17 protein-coding genes are annotated in these 16,041 nt (G+C 44.2%); 3 read left to right on the top strand and 14 right to left on the bottom strand.

What is annotated here, in order from left to right:
• Positions 1-4: 4 nt before the first annotated feature.
• The 4 genes from bshC to AC1DM9_RS11730 form a co-directional block, all read right to left on the bottom strand.
• On the bottom strand, positions 5-1,645 hold the full coding sequence (bshC, locus tag AC1DM9_RS11745) for a bacillithiol biosynthesis cysteine-adding enzyme BshC (RefSeq protein WP_477580104.1): 1,641 nt from the start codon (positions 1,643-1,645) through the stop codon (positions 5-7).
• 148 nt (positions 1,646-1,793) lie between these two features.
• Complete coding sequence (locus tag AC1DM9_RS11740) at positions 1,794-2,189, bottom strand: DUF3397 domain-containing protein (RefSeq protein ID WP_339208710.1); 396 nt, start codon at positions 2,187-2,189, stop codon at positions 1,794-1,796.
• Positions 2,190-2,195: 6 nt separating this feature from the next.
• Positions 2,196-3,197, bottom strand: a complete 1,002-nt coding sequence (locus AC1DM9_RS11735) for a ketopantoate reductase family protein (protein ID WP_477580102.1) — start codon at positions 3,195-3,197, stop codon at positions 2,196-2,198.
• Positions 3,198-3,375: 178 nt separating this feature from the next.
• Positions 3,376-4,026, bottom strand: coding sequence for an RsfA family transcriptional regulator (locus AC1DM9_RS11730; RefSeq protein ID WP_477510071.1), 651 nt, complete (start codon positions 4,024-4,026; stop codon positions 3,376-3,378).
• Positions 4,027-4,302: 276 nt separating this feature from the next.
• On the opposite strand from AC1DM9_RS11730, the gene AC1DM9_RS11725 reads away from it, so the two are divergent.
• On the top strand, positions 4,303-4,539 hold the full coding sequence (locus AC1DM9_RS11725) for a DUF2626 domain-containing protein (protein WP_053375484.1): 237 nt from the start codon (positions 4,303-4,305) through the stop codon (positions 4,537-4,539).
• 185 nt (positions 4,540-4,724) lie between these two features.
• Here AC1DM9_RS11725 and AC1DM9_RS11720 read toward each other — a convergent pair whose 3' ends face one another.
• The gene (locus AC1DM9_RS11720) at positions 4,725-5,879 is read right to left on the bottom strand and encodes a class I SAM-dependent methyltransferase (RefSeq protein ID WP_477580100.1); all 1,155 of its coding nucleotides are present in this window, start codon (positions 5,877-5,879) and stop codon (positions 4,725-4,727) included.
• A gap of 73 nt (positions 5,880-5,952) precedes the next feature.
• Between AC1DM9_RS11720 and AC1DM9_RS11715 the strand changes: the two genes are divergently transcribed.
• Positions 5,953-7,059: a coiled-coil domain-containing protein gene (locus AC1DM9_RS11715; protein WP_477580098.1), complete on the top strand. Its 1,107-nt coding sequence runs from the start codon at positions 5,953-5,955 to the stop codon at positions 7,057-7,059.
• A gap of 74 nt (positions 7,060-7,133) precedes the next feature.
• Here AC1DM9_RS11715 and AC1DM9_RS11710 read toward each other — a convergent pair whose 3' ends face one another.
• Entirely contained in the window at positions 7,134-8,423 is a 1,290-nt protein-coding gene (locus AC1DM9_RS11710) for an ABC transporter substrate-binding protein (protein ID WP_477580096.1), read from the bottom strand.
• Positions 8,424-8,545: 122 nt separating this feature from the next.
• Positions 8,546-9,877: a PhoH family protein gene (locus tag AC1DM9_RS11705; protein WP_076268141.1), complete on the bottom strand. Its 1,332-nt coding sequence runs from the start codon at positions 9,875-9,877 to the stop codon at positions 8,546-8,548.
• 118 nt (positions 9,878-9,995) lie between these two features.
• On the opposite strand from AC1DM9_RS11705, the gene AC1DM9_RS11700 reads away from it, so the two are divergent.
• Complete coding sequence (locus tag AC1DM9_RS11700) at positions 9,996-10,532, top strand: YhcN/YlaJ family sporulation lipoprotein (protein WP_441882964.1); 537 nt, start codon at positions 9,996-9,998, stop codon at positions 10,530-10,532.
• A 39-nt stretch (positions 10,533-10,571) separates the two neighbouring features.
• Here the strand turns inward: AC1DM9_RS11700 and AC1DM9_RS11695 are convergent, their stop codons facing one another.
• The 7 genes from AC1DM9_RS11695 to AC1DM9_RS11665 all read right to left on the bottom strand — a co-directional run bounded on the left by AC1DM9_RS11695 (position 10,572) and on the right by AC1DM9_RS11665 (position 15,917).
• Positions 10,572-10,814, bottom strand: a complete 243-nt coding sequence (locus tag AC1DM9_RS11695) for a hypothetical protein (RefSeq protein ID WP_477550785.1) — start codon at positions 10,812-10,814, stop codon at positions 10,572-10,574.
• An 81-nt stretch (positions 10,815-10,895) separates the two neighbouring features.
• Entirely contained in the window at positions 10,896-11,945 is a 1,050-nt protein-coding gene (locus AC1DM9_RS11690; protein ID WP_475448788.1) for an LCP family protein, read from the bottom strand.
• A 17-nt stretch (positions 11,946-11,962) separates the two neighbouring features.
• Positions 11,963-12,235, bottom strand: a complete 273-nt coding sequence (locus AC1DM9_RS11685) for a hypothetical protein (RefSeq protein ID WP_430060796.1) — start codon at positions 12,233-12,235, stop codon at positions 11,963-11,965.
• On the bottom strand, positions 12,232-12,543 hold the full coding sequence (locus AC1DM9_RS11680; RefSeq protein ID WP_076268136.1) for a YlaH-like family protein: 312 nt from the start codon (positions 12,541-12,543) through the stop codon (positions 12,232-12,234). Before AC1DM9_RS11680 ends, AC1DM9_RS11685 begins: the two co-directional genes overlap by 4 nt.
• A gap of 179 nt (positions 12,544-12,722) precedes the next feature.
• Positions 12,723-14,564: a translational GTPase TypA gene (gene typA, locus AC1DM9_RS11675; protein ID WP_441882957.1), complete on the bottom strand. Its 1,842-nt coding sequence runs from the start codon at positions 14,562-14,564 to the stop codon at positions 12,723-12,725.
• Positions 14,565-14,603: 39 nt separating this feature from the next.
• A complete protein-coding gene (locus AC1DM9_RS11670) occupies positions 14,604-15,086 on the bottom strand; it encodes a hypothetical protein (RefSeq protein ID WP_054027942.1) in 483 nt (160 codons plus the stop codon).
• A 168-nt stretch (positions 15,087-15,254) separates the two neighbouring features.
• On the bottom strand, positions 15,255-15,917 hold the full coding sequence (locus AC1DM9_RS11665) for a TerC family protein (protein ID WP_441882955.1): 663 nt from the start codon (positions 15,915-15,917) through the stop codon (positions 15,255-15,257).
• Positions 15,918-16,041: the final 124 nt, after the last annotated feature.

The raw sequence follows: 16,041 nt of genomic DNA, 5'->3' as shown, positions 1-16,041 counted from the left end.
TATTTCATAAATAAACGATTTCATGTCCACCAGTACGGCTAAATGGCGCTTCAAGCAGCTTATCGAGCCAAATCAGGCTGTAACGATTCCAATAGGCTGCCATATTAAGCACTCGCTCTTGCGGCTTGTTCTGCGGGTTAATCGACAGATGGATACGATCAAGCTGACGTGTGGATGCTTCAAATTGTTTGTTGAAGGCATCTACCGTTTTTGAGCCCATGTAGTTGATTTGCTCTACTATTTTTTGCAAATTCGTATCCCCAAGCTTAGAGAGCGATGGTTGAACGGAAGTTGCAAGCTCAAGAAGCGGTTTATATAGCTGCTCAAACGTATCTCTTGCTTCGGCAAACTGCTGTTCAATGGACAAGCCATCTTGTGCCTTCAGCCATTTCCCTTTGCTCTCTTCGAAATGTTCCATAACATCCTCAAAGGAAAGCTCATACTTATCCATGTGCTTGGCAACTGTTCCTTCAATTAAAGTATAAGACATACGCGGCACGATAATGGGCATTTCCATATTCAGCGTGCAGAATGCTTCTCCAGTTAAAGCCCAATAGGCAATTTCCCCAGGACCAAGCACAGTCGCAAGAACAGGGAATAAATAATCCTGCATAAGCGGCCGCGTCAGAACGTTATTGCTAAGCTGCTGCGGCTGTTCGTCAGCGATCCGAAGGAGCTGTTCCTCCGTTAGCGACAATTGCTCTTTACGGTCTTGAAATTTTCCATCCTTCTTGTGAAGAAGCGTTCTTTCTTCGCCGTTATCCGAATTAAAGAGAAAAAGATTCGAGCTGCCAGCCGTTACATCCGCCTGAAGACTGTAACCGAGCTCTCTCACCTTATCTGCAGCAGCAGCATAAGCATTCTCTAATTCATCGTTCTTCTCAATCAGCTTCCTGAACATAGGCGCTTCTATACGACGAATATCCTCATGATCGCCATCCATTAATACTAAGCCGTGTTTCCCGAATAAATGACTCAAAATCATTGCAAAAAAATCTGATAATGATTTGGCCTGCTTCGACATTTGGCGCAGTTCCTCTAGCATCACAGGTTTAAACTCTGAATGCGGAAGCGATTGTTCAAGCTCAACAAGCAGCTCTTCCCAAGTTTCTGCTGCAATCATCGTACGGCTTACAGCTGTACGCGCACCTTCAGGACGCGCAACTGACAACTTGCGAAGCTCCTGCTCCGTTGTAATAACGTAGGCATGGTTCGCTTCATCCCAGTCATGATCTTCACCGGCTACCCAAAATACAGGAACAACCGTCCGCCCCAGCTGCTCACTTGCAGCTTTGGCAGCACTTATAATGGATACCGCTTTATGTATGACAAGCAGCGGACCCGTCCATAAACCAGCTTGCTGACCTCCAACCACGACCGGAGCCCCCTCCGCCATCGCAGAAATGGAAGCAAAAACTTCTGGATCAGCGTTAATCGCTTCATTGTAAGCACGAAGCGCGCGAGCTACTTGAGCTGCATCAGCTCTAACCTCTCCGCTATGCTCCAAACGATTAAAGCGTTTAACCCAATCTTGATCAACTCCCGCATGATAGCCATATAAAGCTTCAATGCGGTCATCGTTTTGATGTATATAAGCCTCTGTCAAAGGCTGTGCAATAGGCAATGCATAAGTATCTGTTCTCATAGCGCAGCCCGTAACCTCCCGCTTAATAGTCGTTTGTACGACTTCATATTTTAAAACTGAACATTTTAATTGTACACAATGGTGAAGCCGTCCGTCAAAACAAAAACACCTCTGCTCGGGAGAGGCGTTTAGCAATTTATTATTTGAGTTAAGCCGTCAGAAACATTTTGCCGATGCCGATGCACATAAAAACGATGTACAGCACGCTCATCGTAAAAAAACTTAGCCGCCATATCGTCCGAAATATCTTTTTGGCATCCACTGCGCCGCGCTTGCGAAATTGGGCGTTTCCAAGCAAACCTCCGCCTAGCAGCATGAATAGCAATATGCCGTAAATCCCGAATCTGCTGTTAAACAGCTCATCAAACAATACAGCAACGCAGCCAATTAATAAGGCTGTCGTAACATCCATTGCCAATCGGAACGCTTTTTTTCGATCCTGAATATATGCTCCATATCCAAACAAAATGATGGTGAAGGGTATGATTGGAATTACAGCCAAATAAGCGTATGCATGTTTGATGCTTTCCCAAATCATTTCCATCGGCCTTCACTCCTTCATAGTCGACTTAAGATTTAGTGCTTTAATCATCGTAACTATTGCTTGGTTTAACGGCGCTTGCAGCCCATTCTTCTCAGCCAGCAGTACGACTCCGCCATTAATGGCATCGATTTCTGTTGCTCTGCCAGTTCTTACGTCACTAAGCATAGAAGAAATATTGCTGCTGGTTTGCCTGCAAACCTTTATAATGAGCTCCCACCCATTCTCCGGCAAGCTCATTCCAGCTTTTACTAACACCAACTCGGTTTCCTCATATAGCGCTTGCATAAGCTTCACGCCGACAGGATGGAGCGGCAGCTGTCCATTTTCCACATCCAATATTGCCGTCAATGGATTAATGACTGCGTTAATAAGCAGCTTATTAAAAATTCGATTCTCCAAGTCTTTCGACAGAAAAGAGGTAAATCCTGCCGTTTCCAGCAAAGAAATCAACATTTTTTGCGAGTTATCGAGAGAATCATCTTGATTGCGCTCATTTTCTCCCCATTCACCAAGCCAAAGCTGCCCCTTCCCCGTATGCTCAACAGAACGAACATCAAGTCGTTTCGCCCCCTCTGTCGTCACCGCTGCAAATAGCGGATAGGTAGGAAGTTTGCTTTTAATTCGCTCTAAATGTCCAATTCCATTTTGCATACATACGACTGCCACACGCTCTCCATCATAGCTGGCAAGAAGCGAAGCAAGCATATTTAGAAAAGCTTCATCCAAATCCGATTGTTTAACGCTCAGCAGCACCCAGCGATAGTCGGCATTCTGTTTTGTGACGTCATAACGTTCTCTATGTTCTGAAACAGACCCGCTCCATAAACTTTTGATACGAATCGATTTCTCATTTGCTCCATCTAGCTCCTTAAGCCTAATGCCTTGATTAGCAAGCACATCAGCCTGTTCCTCACTGCGCGTCCAAATCGTAACATCCGCCCCTGCTTCTGCTAGCTTCGCTCCATAGAGCAGTCCTAACGCGCCCCCACCTACTACATCTATCTGCACCTTATACTCCTTCCGACCAGCTGCTGCTCATCAATATATTAGCAAACATCGTATCAAATTTTCCGAAAATATTGCAACTGATACAAGTTTAGCCGACTAGACTCTTCTATAAAAAAAGCGCAAAAGAAAAAGAAGCCGGCCATATAATGGCCAGCTCCTCTTATTTACGCATTATAACCTATTCAATCCGTTCCAAATTTCCATTAGCATCCATCTTGAATCTCGGCTTAGCTTCATCGTCATTCGTTAAAACGGTAAGCCTTCTTGCACGATCCATAATTTGAATAAGTGTCTTGTAATCGTCGTTCACAGCACGGTAATCCGTTTGAACATTGTTAACCTCTTTGGACAATCTCTCATTCTGATCACGCAAACGGTATAGCTCTTCCTCTTTTTCTTTCAGTTCCTTCTCATACCATTTGAGTTGGCGGGTTAAATCCTGATAGGTCGTCTTCCATCCACGGAGAAAACGAATAACAGCATCTACCGATAAACTTTCCTCGATTGCACCACTCTCTTGCTTGAATCCACGTTCTTCCGTTTCAAAAACGGCAATCGATGAAACATGCGGCGTTGCGATAATCGTTTGTTTTTTTAAATAATTACGCTTCTGGCGCTGCTGCTTAGCGATTTGTATTGCATCCTCATACCTTTTGCGAACGCAACTGTTCCAGCGGAATCCGCATGCTGCGGATGTACGCCCAATTCGTTCGCCCACTTCTTCAAATGCTGCAAGCTGAGTACTACCTTCGCGAATATGGCGTAGTGTAACCTCGGCGAGAATTAAATCATCGTCCGGACTCCACGCATCTTGTCTAACTGCTGTCATGCAACAAAAACCTCCTAACGTAAAGGCGCTTACTTTATCTCTATGCCCTTGGTAGAGTTCATAGAATCTATTGGATACTAATTTGTATAACCAAATTTTCAATTACTCATACATGTTAGCTCTTATATTTGAGCAAACTATATCTAAGTCAACAGGAGTTAATTAGATGCAAACAAAAAATTTGCGATTTCTTCACGTATTTTGGTTTACACTTATTACACCAAACGTTATAATGATCATTAGAAAATCGGGTCGCAGCGAAAGGGGGATGTTATCATGGCACGTATGTATCGGGTACTTGGCTTTTGGACCCTGGTAATCGGACTTATGGCTTTCGCAGGCCATATGACGGAATTTGCGCTATTGTTTTTTGCACAAGCCGTTGCTTTCGTATTTCTAGGCTACTTGAATTTCTCCGAAAGAACTTACATTGTAATGTTCTGGGGATATATGATCATTTCATTCGTGGGTTTCACGTATTGGTCGGTCTTCAAGATGGACTTGCCGTTCTAACAAAGGCGTCAGCGAAATACGCTAAGGCAAGCTTTAATCAAAGCCATGAAAGAACAGCCATTATCCTAAATGATAATGGTTCGTTATGCGCTTAAGGTAAGAACAAACAAGAGTACATATGAGTTCTTTTCCTTAAACAAAAAAGTGTCAGCCCCTTTAGGGCTGACACTTTTTTTGTACATCGTTCATCCTTTTTCCAAAACCATCACCTTAAACGTCTCACTCATCTGATCGCTTAGCAGCAGCTGCCTAATCGCTCTATTCCTTCGCGCCTCTTTGCTGAAAGGGTCAGTGCTGTTGTGATTTTGAAGCATATCCATTACGCCGTGCTCAATTAAAAATTGTTTTTGTGTCATATAGCTTGCAACGCAAAATCCGCTTTCTTCAGCGGAATGATGTATAAAGGTAAAGGGGACATGTGAAGTGATATCCTGCTCCCCGATTCGACTATACGGATTGGTGTTCGTCTGATGCCGCGAATAACACATAAGTGTACCAAGCATCCGGTGCTCCGCCGTATATTCCTCAGCTTTATGCCCATAATCAATAATGACGACACGTCCCCTAGTCATCACGGCTCCAAGCTTATTAAGCAAATCGACTGCTCCAGCATGCACCTCCGTTTGCTGCCCTTCAAGCAATTGAATATGATCCCGTTTAAGCCAATTTGTAATCCGAGTATCGGTAAGCGGCATTTGAACCTCAAAGAAGCCACGCTCATCATGATAAGCAACGCCTAACTCCATCAGTTCTCCATTCACTAGCTGCACACGGTGTACGGGAAAAGCATCAAACAGCTCGTTTGCGAGCACAATCGCTGGCTGCTTAAGCCAGGTTTCCCCCCAAGCATCATCTGATGATGAAAGCAGCGGTTCTGCACCCGATAAGCTTATATCTGCAAAAGCATGCCGGGCTGCCTCAGCATGCGCAGGATGATCCTCAATTAGAATTGGCTGCATTTTTCTTTTCCAATCCAAGTCTCGCTCACAACCTGCAGCCGCAATTTGAGCAGACAATCGCCCCGTTCCTGCTCCCCACTCGATCAGTTTTAGCGGTTTATCCACTAATCCCGCGTAGTCCAGCGCATATTTCGCTAGAACTTCAGCAAGCACCTGCCCAATGCCTGAGCTCGTATAAAAATCCCCCTCCTTGCCCACTCTAATTGGCCCTGAACGGTAATAACCATATTGCGGATCATATAGACATGCCTGCATATATTGAAAAAAAGAGAGGCATTTGACTGAACTCCAGCCTCCATCCTCATCTACAAACTTGCCATACGTTTTTGCACCTGCTATTTTTTCCGCAATTGAGGCTGCGAGCTCGTTTTCCATCATCATAAGGTTCATCCTTTTCCAATTGTAAGATATAATAGAATGGATTGCCGCATAAAATGAATGCTGAGGAGGGACGATGCCGTTGACATTGCCAGCCAGGCGCAATCGATTTTCTATCGCAGCCACTTCGATGCTACTCATCTTTTTGTTCCTGTTTCGGCTTCCCGCTTGGGCTGAGCCTCTGCCGGCTGATGAGGCGGATATGCATGAACTGCTTGAGAAAAGCTTGTCAGTCGTGGAAATCGATAAAGAAATCATCCGCATACAAGAACAGAAGCAGCAGCTCATGCTGACGATGACGGACACGGAGAAGCAGCTGCTCATACAAGAACAGCAAATAGCGGACAAGCAAGAAGAAGCAGGAAATGTGCTGCGCGCTTACTATATGGGAGAACGAGATTTTTTGCTTAGCGCTCTTTTATCGTTCGATTCATTATCGGAGTTGTTTCAAATGCTGGATTATGCCGAAATTATACTTACTCATGACAAGCATACCTTGAATACATATGTCGAGCAATACAAGAAAGTTAAAGTGGGTTACGAGAAGCTTGAAGCTAGGCAGAATGAGCTCAATACGATTGAACAACAGCTCAAAACGCAGAGAGCGCGCGTAGTTGCGCTTGAGAAGCAGCTTGACGAGCAGCTAGCTGGCAGATCAGATGCCGATCGCATACGCATTCTGATGAAGGAGCTTACTTCTTACTGGGAAACAGCAGGAATAGCTGAAGTGAAACAATATTTCCGAGCACTCTCGAAGGCTATGCAGAAGCTGCCAAGCTGGGTACAAGAAAATAAGCAGCTGCTCGAAATAAAAGGTTTTCAATACACCATTCGCGTGCCCGAAGATGATTTAAATACATTCCTTCGCGAGCAAAATGATATCTTCAATCATTTCTCTTTTGAATTCATTGATGACAAGGTCATTGCTCAAGGAAAACGCGACAACATGGAAATAAAAATCAGCGGTCACTACACGATCGAAAATGATCCCAAAAACGCCATCTTATTTCATGTCGATGAACTCATATTTAATGGCTTCTCCCTTCCTGACACGACACGCAGTGCGCTCGAGAAGGAATTTGATCTCGGATTTTATCCTGATTTAATCGTTTCATTTCTTAAAGCGAACGCAGTTGAAATGAAAGACGGAGAACTGACCATCAAGCTTAGCCTAAAGTTATAGCTGCTGTCATCATTCATCTATTAAGCAAAAAAACAGCCTGCCATCATTGCAAAATGAGGCCGGCTGTTTTCATTTTACTCTAAAGCGGCAAGCGACTTCATATATTCAGCCAATTGAAAATTGCCATCGGAAAACATTCCCCATAACTTCTCCCTTTGACGCCATTTCTCAGGCCAAATGGGATCTGAAATCGGGAGATTTTCATCTGCGAGCTTAGTGTTCAGCGCATTTTTCCACCAAGCAGGCGGGATATGAATTTGCTCGCTTTGAAGGGTGCTGTTAAACGAATATAATGATGATCTTGCAGGTAAAAAGCCAAATCGGTCATAGGTCATCTGTTGATTCATTAATTCGGTCATTTCCCCAATCCAAAGCATCGCTTCCTCTTCTTCATCGCTGTTTGAGGAAATCGCGTAGCTTCGTCCATTCAACCATGGATAATAGACTTGCTCACGATCAATCGTTAATTTCATTCGCAAATCCTCATTTAAACGCTCGTATTGATTCCACGGAATTACAGCTGCAAACAGATTATTATTTTGAAACTCCTCTGCTAATTGATTGATTGCATCCACATCGATTCTGCTCAAATTCACTTCCATTTGTTGAAACCATTCCAGCTGCTGAGTCTGCTGTTCACTCAGCGGAAGCAATTTCAACAAGTTGGCTGGTTTCGTTTGAAACGCGGCTAACCAAGTTAGCTGCTGCTGCAAATCGCCTGCACTCCAGTTTACAATACTCGCTTGCGGGTGAAGCTCGATCATTTTTGAAGCGGCGGCCTGAAAGGAAGCAAAGTCAGAAGGAGGCTCCTTAAGGCCTGTCTCCTTAAGCAGTGCAGAGTTCCAAACGATGATATACGGGTTTAAGTCCTTTGGTACGCCCCATAAATAACCGTTCCATCTGAGCGAATCGAGCAATCCTGTCATTTGATCGGTCAGCGTGTCACCTGTCATCATGCTGTCTGCAGGCTTTAGAAACCCTCGTACAGCAAATGATCTAACCCATCCATTATCTAACAGCATAATATCTGCGGCTTCTCTCTGCTGGCTCTGAAGCGTCCACAGATCGTATGCTCTTTCCTTATTCGGCTCATTTGAAAGCTCAACTTGAATATGAGGGTATTTCATCATAAAATTCCGGTTTAATTCCTGCAGCTGTTGATATTGCATGTTCGGCAAGGAAACGCTTACAGTAATGTCAGACAGCTGATCAACAACTAGAGTACCGGGAGCGGGTTGAACATTTGTTTTCCCGTCAGGTTTTCCAGTGCTTGCAGGGTTTGCATTTCGTGAGAATGGGATAAGTAATAATGCTGCTAACAGTAATGTGCCGAATAAAACCAACACGTATTTTCTGGGAGTCACAGCCTTCTTCCTTTCATCCTTAAATCTACTAAAAATAGGATAACAATAATTTGTTTTTTTGTCCAAAAAACCTTATATTTTTGCAAATAAAAAAAGCCCCTCTCCAGAGAGGGGCACAATCGTTATAGTAAATCCGCTGCCAATTGGGCTAGCTTGGAGCGTTCGCCTTTCTCAAGCGTCATATGGCCGCTGATGCCTTCTGCTTTAAAGCGCTCCACAATATGGGTTAAACCATTGCTGATCGAATCCAGATAAGGGTGATCTATTTGCTCGGGATCTCCCATTAGGACGATTTTACTTCCTTCACCGACCCTCGAAACAATCGTTTTCACCTCATGTTTCGTAAGGTTCTGTGCTTCATCAATAATAATGAATTGCCCGGGAATAGATCGGCCACGAATGTAAGTTAAAGCCTCGACCTGAATGCTGCCCATTCCCATCAATATTTTATCAATGTCGCCTGATTTCTTCGTATCGAACAAATACTCCAAATTATCATAAATCGGCTGCATCCATGGCCGCAGCTTCTCTTCCTTCTCGCCTGGCAAATATCCGATATCTTTCCCCATAGGTACAACAGGCCTTGCGATTAGCAGCTTCTTGTATTTATGCTCATCCTCCGTCTTCAGAAGACCCGCTGCCAGCGCGAGAAGCGTCTTACCCGTACCAGCCTTGCCGGTAAGTGTCACGAGCGGCACGTCGTCATTTAGAAGCAGCTCAAGCGCCATGCGCTGCTGAGCATTGCGAGCGGTTATTCCCCAAACCGGATCATTGCTTAAAAATAAAGGCTCAAGCCTCGCCCCGTCTTGGCTAACCTTAAGCAGCGCTGACTTCGAGGTTCCCATTTCATCGCGCAAAATCACAAATTCATTCGGATTTAATCGAATATTTAGGTGCATGTTGTTAACTGTAAGGAAGCGATAAGTGTAAAACTCGTCTATGACTGCGGGATGAACATAAAGCGTCATATAGCCCGAATAAAACTCCGACGAAACAACAACCCGATCAGATAAATAATCTTGAGCCTGCAAGCCTAGAACATCAGCTTTGATACGAACGAGTACATCCTTGCTAACTAATACGATACTTTGTTTCTCCGGCTCATTTTCCTGTTCTATATGGTAATTCAGCGCAACCGCCAAAATCCGATTATCGTTGGACATTTCCCCAAACATTTCTTGTACTCGCATGAAGCTGCGGTGATTTAATTCTACCTTGAGCAAGCCGCCGCTAGGCAGTTCAATCCCTTCATGCAAGTGGCCTATTTCTCTCATCTTATCGAGCAGACGCGAGATCGAACGCGCATTTCGCCCTAATTCATCAGCCAACCTCTTCTTTGAATCAATTTCTTCCAACACAACCGCGGGAATTATGACTTCATTATCATCGAAAGCAAAAATCGCTTGCGGATCATGAAGCAGCACATTTGTATCGAGCACGAATATTTTTTTCATGAGAACCCTCCCGGTGTTGGATATTCATTAGAGGCCATACATAGCATATCGCTGCTGCGGGTAAACTATGGCGGACAGGTGACTATCAGCTATTCATCGAGAAAAAGAGGTGTCAAACATGTACAAATGGCTTACTTCTGCGATCATTGTTGCGATTGTTGCGACAGGTTGCAGCACCGTCGCACGTAATGAAACATCACCCTCTCCACGAAATGATGGCCGTGTCCATACGCAGCAAACCGAGCCAAGGAAAAAAGAAATTAAAAACTCAGAACAGGTTGCGGTACATCTGGAGCAGTTGGCCAAAGGAATTGACGGAGTTACGAACGCGCACTGTGTCGTGTTCGGGAATACTGCAATTGTTGGCATCGATGTAGACGCCAAGATGGAGCGTTCTAGAGTCGGTACAATCAAATATGCCGTAGCCGAAGCATTCCGTAAAGATCCATACGGTATAGATGCACTCGTGACTGCAGATATCGATATGTCCCAGAGAATCAATGAAATCGGCGCCGATATTAGACGTGGCAAACCGATATCCGGCTTTGCCGAGGAGATGGCCGATATTATCGGCAGAGTAATTCCACAAATGCCGCGTGATGTCATCCCTCAGGAACTCGAGAAACAAGCTCCAAAAATGAATAAGAAATTGTAAAGGCATCCCTGAAGACACAAAAAGCCTAGTGAGCTATCACTAGGCTTTCTTCACAGCTACGAGAACCTGTACAACAAAGGTGTTCGCAGCAATATTCATATTCGGTTCCTCGCACGCAAGGGTAGTGGACAAGCTTACGACGTCGTCGTTCGCACTAAGCCCACCAGAAAAGTTCAAGGCCAGTCCGTCAGAAACCGCATCAATTCTGTGCATTAGAACGATAGATTGCTTATGCAAAACTTCGATCGGTAGCTCGGATACTAAGGATACGGTATTGGTCATTCGCATGACCTCCTTCTGAACAGATTTCAAAAATGGCCTCTGTAGATTTATTATAGCTATAATATTAGCTATAGTCTACGGTTATTCAGCCATTTTTGCTTGGAGTGCAGCCCGAGCTTCCTTCAGCTTCTCTTCGTCCATATAAACATAAGGACTTCTCCAAGTTCCTTCAAGAGGGATGAATGTAATATCATTGCGGCTTAAACCCAAATAAGTAGTCATCATATTTTTAATTTCTTTGGAAGGCATATCCAGCGTCAAGTTTTTACCGACTGCTTGCATGACGGACCCAATCTTCGTAACGCCGTCAAATGATTTCATCTTGTCCGTTAGTGCTCCGATAACTTGGCTTTGACGAGCATTGCGCTCAAAGTCGCTTGACATGTTTTTCCCATTATTTGATTTGCGGTAACGAACAAAGTCTAGAGCTTTCTCACCGCTTAGCGTTTGAACGCCTGCTTCCAAATCGATATTTGTGCCATCAGCAGAGTCCTTGTATTTCATACGCTTATCTACATCCACTGTCACGCCGCCAAGCGCATCAACAACATCTGCGAATCCTTGGAAATTAATGACTGCAGAGTATTTAATGTCGATGTCGAACAGCTTGCTCATAACATTCCGCACTTCTTGCTTCGCATCCGCATAAGCTGCTTCTTTGCTTAATTTCTTCTTATTGAGCGCATTCATATAGAAATCAGCATAAAAGCTATTGGCTTTGCGAGCTCGGTATCCTTCGATATCAATGTTAGTATCCCGAGGAATGGTAACGATAGTAGCGCTCTTCGAATTCGGATTAAATACAGCGACCATCATAACGTCTGTATTCAAACCTCCTCCATGAGCACGAGCATCGATTCCCATCAGAAGCATGGCAACTGCCTTCTCATTTACAGCTTCTCCAGGCGGTATAACGACCTCTTCATCAACTGGCGATGAAATTTCATCAATGGCTTTATCCGCTTGCAAGACCAAATAAGTTAAACCCGCTGCTACGATCAGAAGTATTGAAAATAGCAATGTAAAAAAGATTTTCATTGCCGAACGTTTTTTTCGCGGCTTCTGCTTTTTTGGTTTTGCCGGTGGACGAGAGCCCGTTCTTGGTGGTAATGCTGTTGATCCTTTACTCATATGATCCACCTTCAAGTTCAGTTGTATTTGGGATTGGATTCAATATCCGTCAAGAGCTGTTCACCCAGCTCACGAGGATAAAGCTGAAGTTTGGTACGGCCATCCTTCTCGTATTTCACATGAACCATCGTATCATCGGTCTTCGTAATTACAAATTCCGTCAACCCATGATCCTCTGTCAATATTTGCTCAAAAAACGTTAGTGTCTCAAATGCTGCATTGTCATCGGGACGAGCATCAGCAACCAGCTTGATTTGAAGCCAGTTGAATAGTGCGTCCTCGAACTTCATTTGCCGGATTCCGCATTTGGAGATTGACTGTCATTTGGTTTGTTGCCCTTCCATTTGTCGTACAATTGACGACCACGGAGCATAAGCATCATAAGAACGGCTACTCCCATACATTGAATGATTGGCAGCTTGTCCACCTGCAAAATCATTAGAACGAAAGAGCCGAAGGCAATCAATGCATACACTAAAATTTCTTTAAATAACGGAAGCTTCTGCTGTGCACGAAATACTTTATTGAATATGTATATCGTAAAACCCAGAATGATTAAATAAGAGACTAGCTTATGATCGCTTAGCCATGCTTGCATATCGTATTCCTCCCTCATTCATTGTAAACGGCTTTCGCCGTGCTTTAGTTGCACAGTACGCATAACACTGTGAAATATAAGTGGGATTATAAGTTAAGCAACTTATAATCCCACTTATATTTTAAAGAAAACGTAAGGCTTTGCAGAGCAAAACCTTACGTTCATTTAGAAAACTAATCTTACACGCTTGCTTGCGCATTTTTACGGTTTTTGTCCGCACGTTCGCGCTCGCTTTTGTTCAAAATTTTCTTGCGAAGACGAATCGTCTTCGGTGTAATTTCACAATACTCATCATCATTCAAGTACTCAAGCGCTTGCTCAAGTGAGAATAGACGCGGGCTCTTCAATGTTACGGTATCGTCTTTACCTGCTGAACGAATGTTGTTCAGTTGTTTTACTTTACAGATGTTTACGATGATGTCGTTCTCGCGAGTGTGCTCGCCAACGATCATACCTTCATAAATTTCTGTACCTGGCTCCAAGAACTGAATACCGCGATCCTCTACGCCCATCATGCCGTAGAATGTTGATACACCATTTTCACTTGCAACAAGAACACCTTGACGACGGCCGCCTACACCAGCGCCAGCTAGAGGTCCATAGCTGTCAAAAGCGTTGTTCATAATGCCGTATCCGCGTGTCAAAGTCAAAAATTGTGTACGGTAGCCAATCAAGCCGCGAGCAGGGATTTTGAATTCTAGACGCACTTGGCCATTGCCGTTGTTGATCATGTTGATCATTTCTGCTTTACGAGTTCCTAGGCTCTCCATTACTGCGCCCATGCTCTCTTCAGGCAAATCAATAAGAAGACGCTCGTAAGGCTCTACTTTCGAACCATCGATTTCCTTAATGATAACTTCAGGTTTGGATACTTGAAGCTCGAAACCTTCACGACGCATGTTCTCGATAAGAATACCAAGGTGAAGCTCACCGCGACCTGAAACGACAAAAGCATCTGGGCTGTCTGTTTCGTCAACGCGAAGGGCTACGTCTGTCTCAAGCTCTTTGAATAGACGCTCACGAAGTTTACGGGAAGTTACCCATTTTCCTTCACGGCCTGCAAACGGGCTGTTATTAACGAGGAAAGTCATTTGAAGTGTTGGCTCATCGATTTTTAGAACCGGCAACGCTTCTGGATTTTGTGGATCTGCAATGGTTTCTCCGATGTTGATTTCACGAATACCAGCAATCGCAACGATATCGCCCGCTCCTGCTTCTTCGATCTCAACACGCTTCAAACCAACGAAACCAAACAGTTTCTCAATTCTTGCTTGCTTAACTCCGCCTTCACGAGTCATAACGGCAACAGTTTGACCTTGTTTAATCATGCCGCGGTTAACACGACCGATGGCAATACGGCCAAGGTATTCGTTGTAATCAAGCAAAGTTACAAGGAATTGCAATGGCTGTTCTGTATCTTCAGTTGGGGACGGGATGTTGCTTACGATTGTTTCGTAAAGTGCTTCCATGTTCTCATCTTGTTTTTCTGGGTCAAGACTTGAAGTACCCATCAATGCAGATGCATAAACTACTGGGAACTCAAGTTGAGCGTCATTTGCACCAAGTTCAATAAACAGGTCAAGAACCTCATCTACAACTTCTTGAGGTCTTGCATTTGGACGGTCAATTTTGTTAACTACAACGATTGGCGTTTGGTTTGACTCAAGCGCTTTGCGCAAAACGAATTTCGTTTGCGGCATACAGCCTTCAAATGCATCAACAACCAAAAGAACGCCGTCAACCATTTTCATGATACGCTCAACTTCGCCGCCGAAGTCAGCATGTCCAGGCGTATCAACAATGTTGATCAAATAGTCTTTGTAATTGATTGCTGTGTTTTTTGCCAAAATCGTAATACCGCGTTCACGCTCAATGTCATTTGAGTCCATTGCGCGCTCTTGCACTGCTTCATGGTCGCGGAACGTGCCTGATTGTTGTAGCAGTTTGTCAACCAATGTCGTTTTACCATGGTCAACGTGGGCAATAATTGCGATATTCCGTAAATTCTCTCTTGCTTGCATAACTTGTAATCCACTCCAATTGTTTTTTATTTAAATCTTTTACCAACGCTTGCGTTTGCTTAGCATCATCCAAACACCTGCTGCAATTAACGCAACAGCAATCGCATAAATCCCCCAGCTCCACAAAAGCACAAGAATGACAAACACAGCCGATGCGGCAGCAAGCGCAATCGATGCCGTGAGTACAACACGCGGTCTGGATGAACCGAACAAATAATATTCGTAAAGACCAGCTGCCACTCCAAAGATAAACAGCGGCCACAAATATTTCATACTATCCCATCCAAAAAGGTTGCAAACGACAAACAGCAGGGCATATACGACGAGCATTCCGCCTGGGACGAGCACGACCGCCGGAACTAATCTGCCGAAGTAGAGAACATGCAGAAGCACGCCGGGAATTAAGACGAGCAGCGGCCAGAAGATTGCGCCCAGAAAGCTGAATACACCTAACTTGCCCAACAAAATAACGACCCCGGCTAACAGCAAAATGATTCCAGCGGAATATTTGTTATTAGGCATTCGCGTTCCGCTCCTTACAGCGCCTTTCGCATATGTTGACGAAAGACGACAGTTTTTATCTATATTAGTTTATAGGAACTGAGGCAAAAATACCAGTACGTTGCGAGGGTCTTAACAAAAAAAAAACCGTCCCGCATTATTTTGCGTGAACGGAGCGAGTCATAATCCTTATAAAACAGCCTTTTTTTTGACAATTGCGAGTACAATGACAAGCGGAACACAGAGCAAAGGAATGGCTTCAGCAAGCGTTTTTGACCCATGAAACAGCAAATCATTCATGCCAGGGTCATGCATTAGCATTCCACCTGCCGCATAAGCGAGTAAAGCTGCCCCAATATAGGAAAGAGCAGGAAATTTTTGAAGGAGCGTTCCCAGCATTTGGCTTCCCCAAATAATCATAGGTATGCTGAGCGCAATTCCGAGCAAAATAAGTACAATATCTCCATCTGCTACCGCTGCAATAGCGAGAACATTATCAAGACTCATAACGAAATCGGCTACAACAATTGTCCATATCGCTTGACCAATCGTTTTTGCTTTTTTCACCGTATGCATATCCTGATTGCCGCCTGCCTCTGCAAGCAGCTTAACCGCTATGTAGAACAATAGCAAAGCTCCTACGGCTTGTAAAAAAGGCACCTGAAGCAGTTTAATCGCAACGACGGTCAACACGCATCTTAAGCCTACAGCAGCCATTGCACCCCACCATACAGCCCGTTTACGCTGCTCTGGCGGCAGTTGGCCGCTAGCCATTGCAATCACAATGGCGTTATCTCCGCTAAGCAATACATTAATCAAGACGATTTCGATAAATATAATAAGGCTGTCCAAGTTACATACCCCCTCTAATCAGCTGTATGAACAAGCTGTGAGGAATATGTCCATAAAAATTTTTGAATCCCTCTTCACTGTGCAGCGTATTTATTGTAGACTTCAAGATATTCCTTTTTATGGA

The organism is Paenibacillus sp. 01T431 (assembly GCF_056398625.1).
This window is presented reverse-complemented; position numbering and strand designations above follow the sequence as displayed.

Excerpts from the sequence above, each read along its gene's own strand:
- bshC (WP_477580104.1), bottom strand. The coding sequence starts at position 1,645 with ATGAGAACAGATACTTATGCATTGCCTATTGCACAGCCTTTGACAGAG.
- AC1DM9_RS11740 (WP_339208710.1), bottom strand. The coding sequence starts at position 2,189 with ATGGAAATGATTTGGGAAAGCATCAAACATGCATACGCTTATTTGGCT.
- AC1DM9_RS11730 (WP_477510071.1), bottom strand. The coding sequence starts at position 4,026 with ATGACAGCAGTTAGACAAGATGCGTGGAGTCCGGACGATGATTTAATT.
- AC1DM9_RS11725 (WP_053375484.1), top strand. The coding sequence starts at position 4,303 with ATGGCACGTATGTATCGGGTACTTGGCTTTTGGACCCTGGTAATCGGA.
- AC1DM9_RS11720 (WP_477580100.1), bottom strand. The coding sequence starts at position 5,879 with ATGATGATGGAAAACGAGCTCGCAGCCTCAATTGCGGAAAAAATAGCA.
- AC1DM9_RS11715 (WP_477580098.1), top strand. The coding sequence starts at position 5,953 with ATGCCGTTGACATTGCCAGCCAGGCGCAATCGATTTTCTATCGCAGCC.
- AC1DM9_RS11705 (WP_076268141.1), bottom strand. The coding sequence starts at position 9,877 with ATGAAAAAAATATTCGTGCTCGATACAAATGTGCTGCTTCATGATCCG.
- AC1DM9_RS11700 (WP_441882964.1), top strand. The coding sequence starts at position 9,996 with ATGTACAAATGGCTTACTTCTGCGATCATTGTTGCGATTGTTGCGACA.
- AC1DM9_RS11695 (WP_477550785.1), bottom strand. The coding sequence starts at position 10,814 with ATGACCAATACCGTATCCTTAGTATCCGAGCTACCGATCGAAGTTTTG.
- AC1DM9_RS11690 (WP_475448788.1), bottom strand. The coding sequence starts at position 11,945 with ATGAGTAAAGGATCAACAGCATTACCACCAAGAACGGGCTCTCGTCCA.
- AC1DM9_RS11685 (WP_430060796.1), bottom strand. The coding sequence starts at position 12,235 with ATGAAGTTCGAGGACGCACTATTCAACTGGCTTCAAATCAAGCTGGTT.
- AC1DM9_RS11680 (WP_076268136.1), bottom strand. The coding sequence starts at position 12,543 with ATGCAAGCATGGCTAAGCGATCATAAGCTAGTCTCTTATTTAATCATT.
- typA (WP_441882957.1), bottom strand. The coding sequence starts at position 14,564 with ATGCAAGCAAGAGAGAATTTACGGAATATCGCAATTATTGCCCACGTT.
- AC1DM9_RS11670 (WP_054027942.1), bottom strand. The coding sequence starts at position 15,086 with ATGCCTAATAACAAATATTCCGCTGGAATCATTTTGCTGTTAGCCGGG.